Consider the following 16,296-nt stretch of genomic DNA (forward strand, 5'->3'; position numbering starts at 1 on the left):
TTTCCGGAGTGTCCAGTCAACGGTTATCTTTGTCGTTATCTCCTTAATAACCTCTCATTCCAATTGCTTGCGATCCAGTCCGCTAAATTCGTCCCCACCGACCGATCCGGCGGAACATTGTCACCCTTGATCGTTTCGGCCAACGGATCGACATAGACCGGTGCAGGCGCATCGAACAGCAGCGTTTGGAACAGATGCTCGCGGCAAGCTCGGATCTCTTGATCATAGGCAGAGTCGTTGATGAGATTGTTCAGCTCGTACGAATCGGCATCCAGATCGAAAAATGCGGATTTGCCAGGGTCGCTCGTCAAAATCAGCTTGTAACGCTCCGTTCTCACCATATACTGCTTCCCTCGCCCGTTCTCGCCAATGACGAAGGCCCCCGGGTTCCCGGCTAAGCTGCTAATGCTTTTACCGGCCATGAACTTCGCTTTGTCCACCTGCGCATGCTCAAGCAGCGTAGCGGAAACATCGATATTATTCACCAGTAAAGCGGATCGTTCCCCCGCCTGCTCGTTGTTCGGATATTTGATGATTAGCGGGACTTTGATGAGCGGCTCGTACATGTAATTCGATTTCAGCAGCATGTGGTGGTACCCCATATATTCACCGTGATCGCTGGTGTACAGGATCAGCGTATTCTCGTAGAGCCCTTTTCTTTTGAGCGTCTCGATCATTTGTCCGACCTTATGGTCGATCTGACTGATCGAACCATAATAATACGCCATCGCTTGGCGCAATACCGGCTCCGTCAGCTTCGCATGCGGGAAGAAGCCCTCATTCATACGCAAATCCGCCGGCAAATTTTGCTCGGTCCAGCCCGGCAGCAGTTGAAGCTTTTCGGGATCGTACATGGCATCCCACGGCTTGGGCGGATCGAAAGGATGGTGCGGCTTGATGAAGCTTACCATCAGCAGCTCGCTATGCTCTCCCCATGACTCCAGTGCTGCCAGCCCCTGGTTACCGATCCATGTCGTCGAATGGTGTTCCTCCGGCAAGTCGGACGTTAATGCGCCACACGAGTCCCAATACGGCTGCGGCGCTTTTTCCCTGTACACTTTCACTTGATCCATCAGGTCGATCCGGTCCATTAGATCGCGTTCTCGCAAGTAACGGTGGTAATCATCCTCGTATCGGCCGTCACCATTCTGTTCTGCCAGCTGCATCGAATCAAACCCAAGATCCAGATAGGTAGGGGTAAAATGCATCTTTCCCGCCGCTTGGGTACGGTAGCCCGCTTGCCGCAGCAATCGGGGGAACGTATCGATTTCCTTCGGAATCGTGCTCCGATTGCTCCACCCCAAATGCTGGTGAGGATATAATCCGGTAAGAAACGAATAGCGCGAAGGGGTGCAGAACGGCGCGCTGCAAAAGCTGTTGTCATACGTAACGCCATCTTGACTCAAGTCATCCAGATTCGGTGTCCGGATGTCCGGGTTCCCGTAGGCGCCTATGCAATCGTATCGATGCTGGTCGGCCATAATGATCAGAATATTCGGTTTGCTCATAACCCCTCCGTTTCTGCGGCGTCCGCGTCGTTTAATAATCCGAGTAATTCGACGGCCACAAATCCTTATTGCCCAAGCCGATCTGTTTTCCCCACTGGGTCAAATACTGCAAGTCGGCCTTTTTGCTTGCGACTGTTTCCTTGATCCGTTCCGGATTCCAATCTTCCAGCAATAGCTTGAGCAGCTGATCGCGGATACCAGCGTATTCTTCCAGCGGGTACAGATCACGCTTCTCATGCGGGTCGCTCTCCAGATCAAACAGCTGCGCCGCGTGGTTGCTGTAATAGTTCAGCTTGTATTGTTTAAAACGGATCATACGGGAAGGCCCCAGCAGCAGTTCGCAATAAACCGGACGCTCCGTCCAAAAGGCCTCTTTGTCCGCGCTGGCGCCCGCCTCCAGCAGCGGCCGCAGATCATTGCCGTCGAGTCCCGGCATTGCGGGGGCACCGGATAGCCCGACCAGTGTCGGCGCCAGATCGATCAGACTGACCGGCACATCGACCGTACGGCCCCTGGCGAGCTGAAATTCGGCGGTGTCCTGGGACAGCGGGTGCCAGATCATCGGAACGGCCGCCGAGCCCTCGTAGAAGCTTTGCTTCCAGAACATGCCGTGGTCACCTGCCATTTCGCCATGGTCGCTCACATATACGACGATGGTGTCGCCGGGCAGCGAACGCGCCGCCTCCACCACTCGGCCGATGTGGCGGTCCAATTGCTGAACAAGTCCCGCGTAGCTGGCTCGTACTCTTCGGACATCCTCGGCGGTCGCTTGATCTATCTTTAACCGGTTGAACCAATCCGCGACCCAAGGGTGTAAAGGTTCTTCATCTCGTGAAATCGGCTCGATGCCTTGCAATGCCTCAGAAGTGCCTGCATATATGTCCGGCGGGCATATAAATGTCGGGTGCGGACCGTAGTAGCCTACCGTAAGAAACAAGCTCCGGCTCTCGCCGCTGCGGAGGCGGGTGTCAAGAAAATCTACGCAAGCATCCGTCACCGCTTGATCGTACCTTAGCACCGGGCTGTCTCCCGGACCGGAATGCTCCAGCGACAACATGCCTTGCGCCGCGGTTCCTTTTAGTCTGCCGTAGGGAGCGGATGGTCCTCCGCTGTAGGTTGGCGTAATGTCTCCGACGAGCCGCTGCTGGTAGCCGTGTCTCTGATCCGGCCCCTTAAAATGCATCCGCCCGCACAGTACGGTCTCATAGCCCGCCAACCCCAATGCATGCGCAAAGGTCGGAACATCGGAGGCGAGCTCATGCTCGTTGCCCCACACTTCGGTGCGGTAAGGGTATCGTCCGCTGATCATGGACATGCGGGAAGGCACGCAAAGCGGCGCATTGCAGTAAGCATTCGTGAAAATTACGCCGCCTTCCGCGAGCCGATCAAGGTTCGCTGTGTTCAGGTACGATGCTCCCGTGCAGCCCATCCAATCGGCGCGGTGCTGGTCGGATACGATCATGATGATATTAGGCGCTTGACCTGCTTGACTCATTGTTAACACCTCGCTACTCATAATCTTTCACTTGCTCGCGCAGCCGGTTCAGCTCCGCTTTCAAGCGCTCTATAACATCGGCATACTCCGGAAGATCGTAAACATTGTTCAACTCGTGCGGGTCGTTTTCCAGGTCGAACAATTCCCATTCCTTCGGCGTGGGAATGTCGTTGGTGCCTTTGCAACCGAGCGCCTCGCCATAATAATAAATCAGCTTGTGCTTCTCGGTACGGACGCCGTAATGGCTGGTGACGGCATGTATTTTATCCATATGCATCCAATACCGATAATAAACGGACGTCTGCCAGTGGTCCGGTACAACGCCTTGTACGACCTGGCGGATACTGCATCCCTGCATGTCGGACGGGATGTCCAATCCGGCATAGTCCAGGAAGGTCGGAGCAAAATCGACGTTCAGTGCAAAGGCATCCGTATCGCTGCCGGCGGCGATCTCCCTTGGATATCGCATTATAAACGGCATGCGCAGCGACTCCTCGTACATGAACCGCTTATCGTACCATCCGTGATCGCCCAGGTAGAAGCCTTGATCCGACGTGTACACGACAATCGTATCCTCCGTTAACCCTTCGGCATCCAAATAATCGAGCAGACGGCCGACATTCTCGTCAATCGATGCGACGCAGCGCAAGTAATCTTTAATGAAATGCTGATACAACCATTTCTTCGCCTCCGTCGCTGTCAACCCCTCCGGTGCAGCGTACTTTGGCACATTCCTCGGCAAATCCCGGTCAATTCTCATTAAGGCGGCTCCGGCGGCGCTTCCCCGATTACGGTAATCGTCGTAGAACGTGACCGGCTCCGGAATCTCCAAGTCCTCATACAGCTGCGCATGCTTCTCATCCGGCTGCCATGGTCCGTGCGGCGCCTTGAAGTGGCACATCAGCAGAAACGGTTTGTCTTTATCCCGCTCTTCAAGCCATGTAAGGCTAAGATCGGTCGTTACGGTCGTCACATACCCTTCTATGGTCCGTTGTTCACCCATTTCGATAAATTCGGGATCATAGTAGCGGCCTTGTCCGGGCACGACGTTCCAATAGTCAAAGCCCGTCGGATCATGTTCGCCGCCGTGCCCGAGATGCCACTTGCCGATGAGCGCCGTTTGGTAGCCGGATGCTTGCAGCAGCTTCGGAAATGTCATCTGTCTTCCGTCAAGTTTGTCCGCTAACGTCTTTACCCCATTGTGGTGGCTGTATTTACCGGACAGAATCACCGCTCTGCTCGGCGCGCATATCGAGTTGGTGCAGAAGCAGTTGTTCAAGCGGATGCCTTCATTCGCGATCCGGTCCAGATTCGGCGTTTCATTGATTCGGCTTCCATAGGAGCCGATCGCTTGATAGCCATGATCGTCGCTCATGATGTAGACAATGTTCGGTCTTCTTTGGGTCATTAAGCGAGCCTCCTTAGGATGAGAAAGTCGATTGCTGCACATCGTCAACGGTAACTTCGGCGAACCGCTGCTCCAGCTTCGCGTGCAGGCTGCATACAAGCTCGGGCTGATCGCTCGCGATGCTGCGAAGCTCGAGAGGATCCGACTCCATATCATACAATTCTATCGTTTCGTCGTGATGAGCTATCAGCTTATATTTCTCGTTGCGAAGGCATCGGAAATGTTTGCCGGAGCTTATAATTTCGCTGCGGTGATGGCTTCCGGGGCTTTCGAGCAGCAGCTCCGCGAGCGAAAGCGCGTCGATTCCGCTTTGCGGCGGAAGGCCCGCCAGCTCGCCCACCGTTGGATTCAGATCGATCAATTCTACCATCGCCGCAGAAACCTGCCCCGCTTCAATCCCCGGACCGGCCACGATCAACGGCACGTGTATGGACGGATCGTAAGGCAATGTTTTGCCGTACAAGCGGTGATCGCCCAGCATTTCCCCGTGATCGCTCGTAAACACGATGTACGTATTGTCCATCATTCCCCGTCGCTCCAGCGCATCGAGAATCAACCCGATCTGATCGTCGATCACCTCAATGGCGGCACAGTATTGCCGGCGGGATAGGGTGATTTCGTCCGGTTGAATCGGCTCTCCCTTCTTCCGGACCCATGCCGGCTTCCCGTCAATCCCATCAGCGGCTTCAGGCACCTGTGTGTGACGGTACTTATCGGCGTATGCGGTCGGCGGATCGAACGGGGAGTGCGGCCCAACGAAGCTGACGAAGGAGAACCATGGGAAGTCGTCCGGTATCGTATCGATCCAATGTGCCGCTCTGCGGCCGATGTAGCAGTCTTCAAACGCTTCCGTCGGCAGCGCCGAATCACGGAACGACTGGGAGTAGCCGTTTTTCTTGCCCCGGCTTCGATAATCGTCATAGAAGGTTTGCAACAGTCCGTGCTGCTCAAGATAATGGGTATACGGACCAATCGGCGTCGGTGAAGAGCCGGCATGCGCCTTGCCTTCACATTCCTCCGGGTGGGTGAAGCCCCATTGATAGGTATTCGGTCTGTCGCCGAACCTGCCGTTGTAACGATCCGGCTTGTTCAAATCGAGCTTCCCGACGCAATGAACGCGATAGCCGTTATCGCGAAATCGCTGATACATCGTCTCATGCTGCTTGCTGAGCACATGTGAGTTATCGACCAGACCGAGACGCGCCGGGTCTAGTCCCGTAGCCAGCGAGATGCGGGCGGGCACGCAGAGCGGGGAGTTGGTGTAACAGTGGGTGAAGCGAATCCCGCGCCGGGCCAGACGGTCGATATTCGGTGTACGGACGTACTCCGCACCCATGCAGCCTAAATAATCGAATCGGTGCTGATCGTCCATGATAAACAATATGTTAGGTTTGCTTGCTGCTTGGTTCATCGAAAATGTGCCTCCTGTATTTGTCTGCTTGACCTATTGCGATTCCTGATTTCTGCAAGTTATACACCATCTCCCCGCTCCGCCCTCTCAAGACGCTCACGGTAACGGGGTGACACGATCGGCGGCTTTCCGGCCTGATTAATCAATCGGTCTCCCTCTGTCAGTCCCACATCACGGGGCGCAAGCTCTGCAATAAGGCGCCTTCTCCAGTGGAGCAGCGTGTCGGAGTAATTCGGATCAGTGGATCGATCGATAAGCTCGTAGCGGTCCTGCCGCAGATCGAAAAGCTGCTCCGTTCCAAGACGCGGAAACCATATGTATTTGATGCGTCCGTCCGTCACATACTGCATTTCCTGTTCCTCGGAATAACAGGTACTGTGCTCCCCGTGAATATAATCGCGCCACAGCGGCTTCTCCTCCATCATAAGCGGCAGAACGCTTTTCCCGTCGACCGTATCCGGAATTTGCAGCCCGACCGCGTCCAGAATCGTAGGCATGATGTCCTGCAGCACCACCGGAGCATCTACTCTTTCCGCGACCGGCACTCCCGCTTGTTGCGGCAATTTGACGATCATTGGCACATGGGCCGATCCTTCATAAGCGTAAGTCTTTCGCCAAAGGTTATGGTCACCCATCATATCCCCGTGATCCGATGTGAAAATAATCAACGTATTTTGCCACAGCTTCTGCTTCTTCAAGTAATGGAACAGTCGTCCGATCTGATGGTCGATATGGTTGATGGAGCCGTAATATCCCGCGCGGGCTTGATGGATGTCCTCACCTGTTCGCTTGCCCCGCCAAGCATCCGGGTTGAAGGCTGTCCTTTTATCGTCGTGAATCGATGCCCATTCGCCGACAACGGCGGACGGAAGGTTCTTTTTCATGTACAAATCGAAATAATAGGGCAACGCATCATACGGCGAATGCGGTCTTGCAAACGACATTTTCAGAAAAAACGGTTTCCGGGGATCCCGCTCCTTTAAGAATTGAATCGATTCGTTCACCGTCCAATTCGTCGGATGCAAGTATTCCGGTGCATGGTTTGGCCTGGCCATCCATGAATTCCAACTAATCCCGTGATCGGTATAATCGTAATCGCCGGTTTTATTCTGTTCGAACCATCGGCGGTAATTCGAGACAAAGCCCGGATCCTCTGCGCGGCCTGATTCGTCCAATACCGTTCTGTGAAAGCCGTTTAACGCCCGCTGCGGCGAAAAATGCATTTTACCGACGCCTTGCGTATGATAACCCGCTTGAGCAAGCTCACCGGGAAGCGTATGCTCGAATCCTGTTCCCATTGGCCCTTGCCCTCGTCCCATTCCCAGGATGCCGGTATTCCAGGGATTCATCCCCGTAAGTAAGGAGGCTCTGGCCGGTATACAGGAAGGCGTACAGCTATACGCATTATCGAACAATGTTCCTTCGGAAGCCAAGTAATCTAGGTTCGGTGTTTGAATCACCGGATTTCCGGCACACGATAATGTATCCCATCGCTGTTGATCGGTCATGATCAATATCACATTCGGCTTCGCCAATCAGATCGCCTCTTATTATGAAATTTGTATGCCTCTTTCACATCATACGATCCTGCTGATCGAAATAGAAAACAATTCGGATTAAACAATCGTAGCTGCGGATTCGTCCGTATGAACCGGGGGCGGCTCCTCGAACAGAATCCAGCGAGACAGCGCCTCGACGTACTCCTTAACTTCCTCTTGATACCCGGGATCGTCGATCCGGTTGCAGCTTAATGATTCTCCTTTCGTATTTTCTGTGTAGTCAATGGATTCCAAATTTCGGCGTCTGGTCCGCTAAGAAGGCCCGGAAGGAATCCGCAACGGGATCGTATGTCGAGCTCATGGTGTAAAGCAGCTCTTGTCTCATATCGTTCACGATATGCCCGTATTGGGGATCATCGATCAAATTAATCAATGCATCGGGGTCCTTTTCGAAATCATATAGCTCTTCTTTTACCCGATACTGAAATAGACGGACCCTCGCGGATATAGCTGCATCTATCTCCGCAGCACGCTGCATCGCTTTAAAGGTTAAGCCGTTTTGCGATTCGTTCACGAACACATTTTCCTGATCGGACCAGTCGTTATAGATGTAGCCATATTTTTTATTCTGCACACAGCGCATCGGATAATTGCGTTTCCCCGAGGTCTGATTGAATACAGTGAACACCTTGTTGCGAAACGGCTGCGTATTGCCAAGCAACAGATCTCTGAAGGAACGGCCGTCTCCCCCCCTCTCCTTAGGCAGGCCGGCTGCCTGCAGAATCGTCGGCATAAAATCGATCCCGGAAATAAAGTGCTGATCATCCACCGTTCCCGGTTTGATTTTGCCCGGCCATCGAACGATCCATGGCGTACGGGTGCTTGTCAAATAGCAATTCGTTTTGGCAAAAGGAAAGGCCATGCCGTTATCGCTTAAAAACATGACCAGCGTGTTATCCTCCTGTCCCGATTCCTTGAGCGCTCTTAAAATTTCACCGACCGTCTGGTCGCACCGACGAACGGATGTAAAATATTGAGCGAGCTCTTTGCGAACCTCCGGAAGATCCGGCAAGAATCCCGGAACTTCTATCTCTTCCGGAGTAAAGTGACGGGTTGCTTCCGTATGCCGGCCAAAGGCTTTGATCTCCTGTTCGCTTCCTGCAAAAGGCCGATGGGGATCGTGAGAGTTGGCCATGAGAAAGAAAGGTACGTCCTCCCGAACGGCCTCCTCGATAAACTGCTTCGAGTGCCGGTAATACACTTGCGGATTGCGGCCATAACCGCCCGTCTCATCTACAGTGCGAATCGATGCGTCCCAATAAAATTTTTCGGCCGGTGCCAGATGTGTCTCTTTCCCGATAATTCCGTTGCGGTAGCCTGCACGTTTGAGCAGCTCCGGCAGCGTGACGACGTCCGAATCAATGGGCCCGAAGCCTATCGCCCCGTTACGATGCGGGTATTTACCCGTCATGAGCACTGAACGGGAAGGCTGACAAACAGCGATGTTCACATGGGCATGGACGAACCGGATGCCCTCCTGAGCCAAGCGGTCGATGTTCGGCGTAACACCGGGTATTCCGCAGCCTGCAACGCCCGGTGAGTTGTAGTTCAGGTCGTCCGCTGTAATCAACAATATATTAGGTCTGGTCATGATCGATCAATCGCTCCTTTCAACGATCTTACGCAGGATTGTGTGATGCTGTTCGTTTCCTCCACCCGATTTCCTTCCCTGTCCGTCCGGACATATTGGGTGAACGGGTCTTGATGAAGCTCCATCCAACGTGAAATTTCATGTGCGAATCGATTTTTGATATCTCTGTACTCTGGATGATTAGCCAAATTATCTACTTCGGCGATATCGGTTGACAGATCGTAGAGCTCCTCTTCACCACTGCGGTATCTATTGAATTTGTACCTTCCATCTGTCACACTACGAATGGGATTGATCCATTTTTGTTTGGAATAATATTGCATGACAACATATTCACGGCTTGGAGCTTCCCTGTTAAACAAGCTTGCCTTCAAGGAGACTCCGTCCAGCTGTGCGGGAGCTTCAAAACCCAACAGATCGATGATCGTCGGCAGATGATCGGCATTCACCGTCAGTTGATCCCGGCTCGCACCCTCGGGAAGAACACCCGGCCAGCTGTAAATCAGCGGAATTCTTACCAACTCCTCATACATCATAGGACCCTTATATGGCGTACGATGAGCTGCCATCAAGTCACCATGATCGGACGTAAATACGATCAACGTACTTTCGTACAGTCCTGTTTGTTTCAATTTCGTTACGATCCGGCCGAATTGACGATCGATCTCCTCGACAAGCCGGTAGTAATAGGCCAAATAATATTTCCAATCTTTATCCGCATATGATTTAAGCGGTTTCCCTTGATCCTCATCCCGAAACAACCGCTGTGCGGCAGGCTTTGTCGACAAATCGTCCGTAAAGTTATCCGGCAGGCGAATAAGGGAAGTGTCCAATGGTTTCCCGTCCAGCTTATTTCGAACGACGTGATAAATATCATGAGGATTGTTATAAGAAACCATGCAGAGCCATGGACGATCCTTAGCATCGGTTTGTTGTTCCAAAAAGCTCAGCGCATGGTCGGTCGTTTCTTCATCATCGCTATGGAAATCGGCGGTCACATCGAAGCCATATTCCGTTATAGGTGTACGTCCCAGATGCCATTTGCCGAAATATGCCGTCCGGTAGCCATGCGCTTTCAGCAGATTCCCAAGATTCGGAAGCTGCGGGTCCAACGGTTCCGTATGCATCGTGCCCATATTTCCGATCACCTGGGTCTTATGCGGATACAGACCCGTCAATAGGGCAGACCGGGAAGGAGAGCACTGCGGCGTTACGCAATAGCTTTTTTTAAACCGTACGCCTTTCTGCGCCAACTGATCAATATGCGGCGTATATACCCGATTATGGGCGCCATATATATTCAATGCCAGCATACTTAATTGATCGGCAAAGACATAAAGCACATTGGCTTTTTTCATTGATCATCTGTCCTCCAAATTCGTTTTTTTCATGTAACCTCCCCACCGTGATTACTGTTTTTTTAGTTCCGTTTCAATTTGCTTATTCGCCAACTCTTCCGCTTCGCGCAGCGCCGTATTGATGTCTGCTTCCCCTTTTATGACCCTGTTGATGGCCGTCGTAATTTGACCTTTAGCAAGATCCGTAAATTTGTCATTATAGCGGTTCACCGCCGGTGTATTATAGAAAATGCCTTTCACATTTTTTCCCTTCAACGAATGGAGATTCGCGCCGAAGTTCTCTTTAATTTTAGGATCCTTCAAGCTCGTTAGGCGGCCACGTTTATTCATTTCCGACTGGTTCGCCTCCTCCGTTACAACCTCCATCACTTTGAATGCCGCTTCCTTATGGTTACTGGTAGAAGTCATCATCAGCATGTGCGTTGCCGCCTCTGCATCGATTCTGGGAGCTTCCCGGAACGTCGGAAACGATACCAAATCCCAATTGAGCGCTTTCCCTTGATTATACAAGTCCTCAAGCTCTCCAATCCTTGCACCCTTCGCTGCAGACATGGCCAATGTTTGATCTATCTGAAATGCTGCGAGATTGTTCGGCGGCTGGTTGCCGGGAATATCCGTAACGGCTTTGTGGGCTTGAAATATCCGCACCCATCCGTCACCGCTAAGCGTTGCTTTTTTCGTATTCGGATCGAAGGAGACAAGAGAAAGCTGCTCGGATTTAAGCTCGACCCCGCCCGGGTGAAGGCCATAATATTGCTGCCCGTTATCGAGCCGTGTCAATTGCTTGGCTAAATCGATCACTTCTTCCCAGGTCATCCCGTCCTTCGGATATGGAATGGCAAACTTGTCAAATAGATCTTTGTTGTAAAAAAGTGCGGTGAAATTAATGGAGAACGGAACAGCATAGAATTGTCCTTGCGCTCCAAGCGATTTGATCGTTTCGATAACGTTGGGCTCAAAACGGTTTAAATCAAAGCCGTTCGCTTTGATCAACGTGGACAAATCCTCCATTGCATTCAATTCATTGAATGTTCGAACCCCTAATGCATTCGTGAAGACAAGATCCGGCATAACTCCGCTGGAAACTAAGCTTTCCGGCGTTTTGTCTTTGTCCGCGTGAATGAGTTCAATGTCGATATACGGATATTTCTTTTTCACCGGTTCGGCGATCAAGACGCGGAATTCTTCATCGCTGATATTGGCGCCGCGCTGGTACATCGTTAATTTGACCGGCTCATTATCGGCAACGACGGAACCACCGGAGCCGCCGGACGGTTCCACGCGACCGCTGCATCCGGAACTGGCCAGGATAAGGACAGATAATACTGCGATCAAAGATGTGTGTTTCATGAAGAGGTCTCCTCTATGCGCTCGGTGACGAGCTTATCTTTTGTTTCAGAGGCAAATTGAAAAAGAAGATTACGTAATTGCCGTTCTAATTCCTCATTGTCAGGATGACCGGCTTTATTGCTTCGTTCAAAAGGATCTTCTGTAGTATCGTACAGATGCGTGGTTTGCAAATCGGACAATTTAACCGCGAGCAGATGATGCTTCGAACGGACCGCGCGGAATTCTTCCGCCTTGCCCATTTTCCCTTGTATATATACCGCCTCCGGTCCGAGCGTCGGATCGTTGTGTATAAGGGCTTGTGAGAGGTCATTGCCTTGAACCGCATCGGGCCATTCAAGACCGGATAGAGCAAGCAGCGTCGGCATGAAATCAACGGTATGGAACAACACGTCATTCTCCAATCCCCGTCCGAGTTTGTCAGGATATTTGAGAATAAACGGGATATGTATCGCTTCCTCGAGCGGCTGTCCTTTACGGTACAATGCTTGGGAACCGAGCATATCTCCATGATCGGAGGAGAATACCAGAATGGTATTCTCGCTCAAGCCAAGAATGTCCAATTTATCGATGACTTTCCCCAAATTATCGTCCAAGGCGGTAATATGCGTATTGTAGCCTGCCAGCTCCTCCCTTGCCTTCTCCGCTTCCGTATCGGGTACATTGGGCCGCAAATGAATGCTCTCCGGCCGCAGATCTCCCCAGCGGGCGTCTCTCCCTTGTGCCGGATAAAAAGGAGTGTGAGGCGGACCCCAAGACATAAATAAGCAGAAAGGCCGATCCTTGTTATTTTCTATGAAGCTGACCGCCAGATCGGTTTGATAATCCGGTTCATAACCGTTTTCGTGAATCGGCTCGGCCTCATTCCGGTAATAGACCGAATTCCAATAGTTGTGCCCGCGGTTAAATGCAGCCCAGTAATCGAAGCCCTGCCTTCTCGGGCCCGGTGGTACAAAGCCCGGCTTCTCCTCCCCGTCCAAATGCCATTTGCCAATATAGCCGGTCTGGTATCCATGATTGCGGTATATATGCGCAATTGAAGTTATATCGGTGCGCAAACGCAGGTTGTTTGTAATGAGACCGTGAGTATGAGCATAGAGACCGGAAATGATCGAAGCCCGGGCAGGCGTACAAACAGGATTGGACGTATAGGTTCGAGTCAAAGAGACCCCTTCGTCAATCAGTCGTTGCAAATTAGGCGCAATGACATCCGGATCCCGGGTAGGTAAAGACTCCTCTCGAAATTGATCCGCGAAAATAAAAACAAGATTCGGCAATGACTTGATTGACATTTCATCTTTCACTCCTTTATAGAAACAAGTTGAAAAGTAAAGAGACCAAAACGTTGATCTTCACATGTTAAGGCCTCGGAAATTCGGTGTATTTCCATCAGGCCGCTGCTTCATACGCTTCCGTTTTGAGCTTTACCTCCAATTTAATTAATCCTATAATAATTATCGGAATTAATGAAATCATAAATCATTTCATGCAATGATGAAAATATCATTATGTTGGATTGCGTTTTTCATTTTGTTGACTCCGTGTGCCGAAGTTGAAAACTTCGAGTACGTCTATCTGCTTTGTGGATCGCTCGACGGTTTCCAGTTGGTTGTTTTTTGACAAAACAAAAAAACACCAAAAGCGGTGTTTTTTTAATATATTTTATTTTATATTGTTAACCTGGAAATCATTGAATTTTTCAAGCGACAACGGTACGCGAAACGCTGCATCTCCGCCTAGGTATCATTCGTATTCATGCTGCCTCGGACTTATACTGCTTAGCAGGTTTACTCTCGCCCCTGCTGGAGCGGGTACTTTCCCGAGCAGCAGCGGGTCGTCCGTACGCTCCATCCAGGTACGAAGACGTTCCGACAAGTCGCGATAAACGGATCCGTATTCGGCATTACCGATCAGATTCACACGTTCAACCGGATCCAAATTTAGATCGAACAGCATCTCGTGCTCCTTCTTTTCCTTCAGCATCCCATTGTCCAGCATAAACGTTTTGCCCGGGCCGTCGTCGATGTTCGCAGGCACGTGGCGGTTGTGGTCGTCGAATAGCTTGATGTATTTGAATCGATTCGTCCGTATGCACCGCATCGGTTCATAGGCGGCATGATAAGTGACCTCCGAAAAAATCTCGTCCCGTATGCTTTCTGATTCTCCCTTTAACAGCGGGAGGAGTGAATGTCCTTGCAGCCACGAAGGCTTTTTGACTGACAGCATATCGCAAATCGTCGGGAAGAGATCGAGCTGTGAAACGAGCGCGTCAATCGCACGGCCACCTTCATTGGTTATCCCTGGAACTTTGAGGATCAGTGATACGCCGATTCCCGTATCGTACAAATTGCATTTCATCCGCGGGAACGCAATTCCATGATCCGTAGTAAAAATGATTAACGTATCTCGTTCCAGCCCGGCTTCCCGAAGTGCATCGAGGACGATGCCTACACACCGGTCTACCGTCATGGCAGAGCTTATAAAGGCAGCCATATCCTCCCGGTTTTGCTTTGTGTCTGTGAGTGGAAAAGGCGGAAGCACATAGTTCGGATTAATAGCTCCGTCGATTTCAGAAAACTCCCGATGTGTGCTGAACATGCCGTACGATAGGAAAAACGGTGTTTCTGGCTTTCGAGTCTTCAAATATTCAGCTACTTTATGCGCGTTCTCCATATCCCATTGTCCTTCTCTTTTGCTGCTTCCTCCTGGAGTTGTCAATATACGCTCATATCCGAGCTGTTCGGGCTGCCGGGCTTCATGCTGAACGCCGCACAGAGCCGTTTCGAATCCATGGTTTTTTAGAAACGAGGCTAGATGCCGGTTTGGATCGCTTAGCTCAAATCCTCGGTGGGCAAGGCCAAGCATTCCCGACGAATGGGGAGCCATGCCTGTCAGCAAAGCGGATCTACTTGGCGAACAGGTTGGGCCCGCATTGTAAGCGTGCCGGAACAGAATCCCTTCTTCGGCAAAAGCTTGCAGCCGTGGCGTCGGTACCTTATGTCCGTATGGCTCGATATAGCGGCCGGTATCGTGAGTATGGATATAAACGATATTCATAAGGATCTGCTCCTTTCGCGACTTGCTTTCGGAAAACCGCGGGGATCTTCGTCCATCGGCACCACATCGGCCGTATGGATGAACCAGTCCAGCAGCTGTGATTCCAGCTCCGCCTGTATCGTCCTATAAGATGTGTGGCCATACACATTATTCAGTTCGCGGGGGTCTCTGCGCAAATCGTATAATTCGCTCAAATCTGCCGTGCGCCGTACCAGCTTGTAGTCTTGCGTACGGATCATCGAAGCACGGCATACGGACTCCGGATAATCTTGCTGCAGCTTTCCTTTCGGATAATAAATATGCTTCTCGTCACGAAAAAAGCCGTCAAACATTCGATCGGGCCGACCCTCGAAGCAGTGCTCCTCCCGCAAATCGTACCCGCCCTCGGCAAACACCGCCCGGCTCGGATCGCCAGGTTGTCCGTGAAGTTGAGGAACGAGAGAACGGGCAAAATGGTTGTGCTTTGCTTCAATTCCAGCCATATCAAGCACGGTTGCCATAATATCGAACAGCTCAACCTGTTCCTTCACGATATGACTAGCCGTGCATCCCGGACTGCGGACCAGCAGCGGAACTCTCGTAAGTGTATCGTCCAGTCCGCTTGGCCATTTTTCGACAAGACCGTAATCGCCAGCCCAATCCCCATGATCGGAAGAAACAATAATCGTCGTTGAATCGGCCAGGCCGCTCTCTTCAAGTGCGTTCATCAGCTCGCCGAGCCAAAAGTCCACATGACTGATCATACCTAAATAGACCGCCTGAATTTTTTTCAGTACGTCCCCCGGTAATTGATCCAGTCGTCTATACGATCGAATTTTCTCATAAAAACCTGGCTTACCCGCAACCGGCGGACGCAGCTCCGGAAGCTCATCCGGATCGTACATATTATGAAAAGGCTCAGGTGCCGCATATGGCGGATGCGGCATCGCCGTCGGCAAGTAGAGAAAAAACGGCTGTTCTTTTGCATCTTGCGAACGGAGGAATTGAGTTGCTTTTTGAACCTTCACGGCTGTTTCCGTTCCGCTGCCTCCCTTCGGCTCGAACAAAAAGCTGTAGTACGCCGGATCTTCCGGATCGAACGTATTTTCTCTCACGAAGCTATCGGATGGGTTTGAATCGGTTAGGGTACTTTTCCCGGTTGTACTGAAGTCGCATCCCAATTCCCGAAAGTATTCCGTTGAATACAGGTCGTTTTTACCAAACCACTCGATCCGATAACCTGCTTGCTTCAAATACCTGAATAAACTGGGTTCATGAGGTCGCAGTAAATGCCACAATGTCCGATGGCCCGCCGTATGCGGATACCAGCCGGTCATCAGGCTGCAGCGGGACGGAGAACATACCGTATGCTGCACATGGCACTGCTCGAAACGCACTCCCTCATGGGCCAGTCTGTCGAAGTTGGGCGTTTTCACGAGAGGATGACCGTAACAAGACAAACTTTCGGCACGCATCTCGTCAGGAAAGAAAAAGATAAAGTTTCGGTTTTCGGCAGCCAAGAACATTCCTCCTTGTTATGAACCCTGCCTAAGTCAGCGTCGGCGCATTACCTTCGGTTTGGA

The 16,296-nt window shown here is 51.4% G+C and carries 12 protein-coding genes; all 12 read right to left on the reverse strand.

Annotated elements, in window-relative coordinates; translation table 11 throughout:
• Positions 1-35: 35 nt before the first annotated feature.
• The gene (locus tag ACFQ88_RS06190) at positions 36-1,508 is read right to left on the reverse strand and encodes a sulfatase family protein (protein WP_379452954.1); all 1,473 of its coding nucleotides are present in this window, start codon (positions 1,506-1,508) and stop codon (positions 36-38) included.
• Positions 1,509-1,539: 31 nt separating this feature from the next.
• On the reverse strand, positions 1,540-3,003 hold the full coding sequence (locus ACFQ88_RS06195; RefSeq protein ID WP_379452956.1) for a sulfatase-like hydrolase/transferase: 1,464 nt from the start codon (positions 3,001-3,003) through the stop codon (positions 1,540-1,542).
• A gap of 13 nt (positions 3,004-3,016) precedes the next feature.
• A complete protein-coding gene (locus ACFQ88_RS06200) occupies positions 3,017-4,411 on the reverse strand; it encodes a sulfatase family protein (protein ID WP_379452958.1) in 1,395 nt (464 codons plus the stop codon).
• A gap of 13 nt (positions 4,412-4,424) precedes the next feature.
• On the reverse strand, positions 4,425-5,822 hold the full coding sequence (locus ACFQ88_RS06205; protein ID WP_379452960.1) for a sulfatase family protein: 1,398 nt from the start codon (positions 5,820-5,822) through the stop codon (positions 4,425-4,427).
• A gap of 59 nt (positions 5,823-5,881) precedes the next feature.
• Complete coding sequence (locus tag ACFQ88_RS06210; protein WP_379452962.1) at positions 5,882-7,357, reverse strand: arylsulfatase; 1,476 nt, start codon at positions 7,355-7,357, stop codon at positions 5,882-5,884.
• 81 nt (positions 7,358-7,438) lie between these two features.
• Positions 7,439-7,615: a hypothetical protein gene (locus ACFQ88_RS06215; protein ID WP_239624593.1), complete on the reverse strand. Its 177-nt coding sequence runs from the start codon at positions 7,613-7,615 to the stop codon at positions 7,439-7,441.
• Positions 7,602-8,972, reverse strand: a complete 1,371-nt coding sequence (locus tag ACFQ88_RS06220) for a sulfatase family protein (RefSeq protein WP_379452965.1) — start codon at positions 8,970-8,972, stop codon at positions 7,602-7,604. Before ACFQ88_RS06220 ends, ACFQ88_RS06215 begins: the two co-directional genes overlap by 14 nt.
• Positions 8,969-10,330 (reverse strand): sulfatase family protein, encoded by a 1,362-nt coding sequence (locus ACFQ88_RS06225; RefSeq protein ID WP_379452967.1) that lies wholly within the window; start codon positions 10,328-10,330, stop codon positions 8,969-8,971. The genes ACFQ88_RS06220 and ACFQ88_RS06225 overlap by 4 nt, the downstream gene beginning before the upstream one ends.
• A 51-nt stretch (positions 10,331-10,381) precedes the next feature.
• On the reverse strand, positions 10,382-11,680 hold the full coding sequence (locus ACFQ88_RS06230; protein ID WP_379452969.1) for an ABC transporter substrate-binding protein: 1,299 nt from the start codon (positions 11,678-11,680) through the stop codon (positions 10,382-10,384).
• The gene (locus ACFQ88_RS06235) at positions 11,677-12,969 is read right to left on the reverse strand and encodes a sulfatase family protein (RefSeq protein ID WP_379452971.1); all 1,293 of its coding nucleotides are present in this window, start codon (positions 12,967-12,969) and stop codon (positions 11,677-11,679) included. The genes ACFQ88_RS06230 and ACFQ88_RS06235 overlap by 4 nt, the downstream gene beginning before the upstream one ends.
• A 451-nt stretch (positions 12,970-13,420) precedes the next feature.
• Entirely contained in the window at positions 13,421-14,734 is a 1,314-nt protein-coding gene (locus ACFQ88_RS06240; protein WP_379452973.1) for a sulfatase family protein, read from the reverse strand.
• Positions 14,731-16,233, reverse strand: a complete 1,503-nt coding sequence (locus ACFQ88_RS06245) for a sulfatase family protein (RefSeq protein ID WP_379452975.1) — start codon at positions 16,231-16,233, stop codon at positions 14,731-14,733. Before ACFQ88_RS06245 ends, ACFQ88_RS06240 begins: the two co-directional genes overlap by 4 nt.
• Positions 16,234-16,296: the final 63 nt, after the last annotated feature.

The organism is Paenibacillus sp. NPDC056579, assembly GCF_042793215.1.
In the GTDB taxonomy this organism is placed as follows: Bacteria; Bacillota; Bacilli; order Paenibacillales; family NBRC-103111; genus Paenibacillus_S.

Coding starts and splice junctions, on each gene's coding strand:
- ACFQ88_RS06190 (WP_379452954.1), bottom strand. CDS start 1,508: ATGAGCAAACCGAATATTCTGATCATTATGGCCGACCAGCATCGATAC.
- ACFQ88_RS06195 (WP_379452956.1), bottom strand. CDS start 3,003: ATGAGTCAAGCAGGTCAAGCGCCTAATATCATCATGATCGTATCCGAC.
- ACFQ88_RS06200 (WP_379452958.1), bottom strand. CDS start 4,411: ATGACCCAAAGAAGACCGAACATTGTCTACATCATGAGCGACGATCAT.
- ACFQ88_RS06205 (WP_379452960.1), bottom strand. CDS start 5,822: ATGAACCAAGCAGCAAGCAAACCTAACATATTGTTTATCATGGACGAT.
- ACFQ88_RS06220 (WP_379452965.1), bottom strand. CDS start 8,972: ATGACCAGACCTAATATATTGTTGATTACAGCGGACGACCTGAACTAC.
- ACFQ88_RS06225 (WP_379452967.1), bottom strand. CDS start 10,330: ATGAAAAAAGCCAATGTGCTTTATGTCTTTGCCGATCAATTAAGTATG.
- ACFQ88_RS06230 (WP_379452969.1), bottom strand. CDS start 11,680: ATGAAACACACATCTTTGATCGCAGTATTATCTGTCCTTATCCTGGCC.
- ACFQ88_RS06235 (WP_379452971.1), bottom strand. CDS start 12,969: ATGTCAATCAAGTCATTGCCGAATCTTGTTTTTATTTTCGCGGATCAA.
- ACFQ88_RS06240 (WP_379452973.1), bottom strand. CDS start 14,734: ATGAATATCGTTTATATCCATACTCACGATACCGGCCGCTATATCGAG.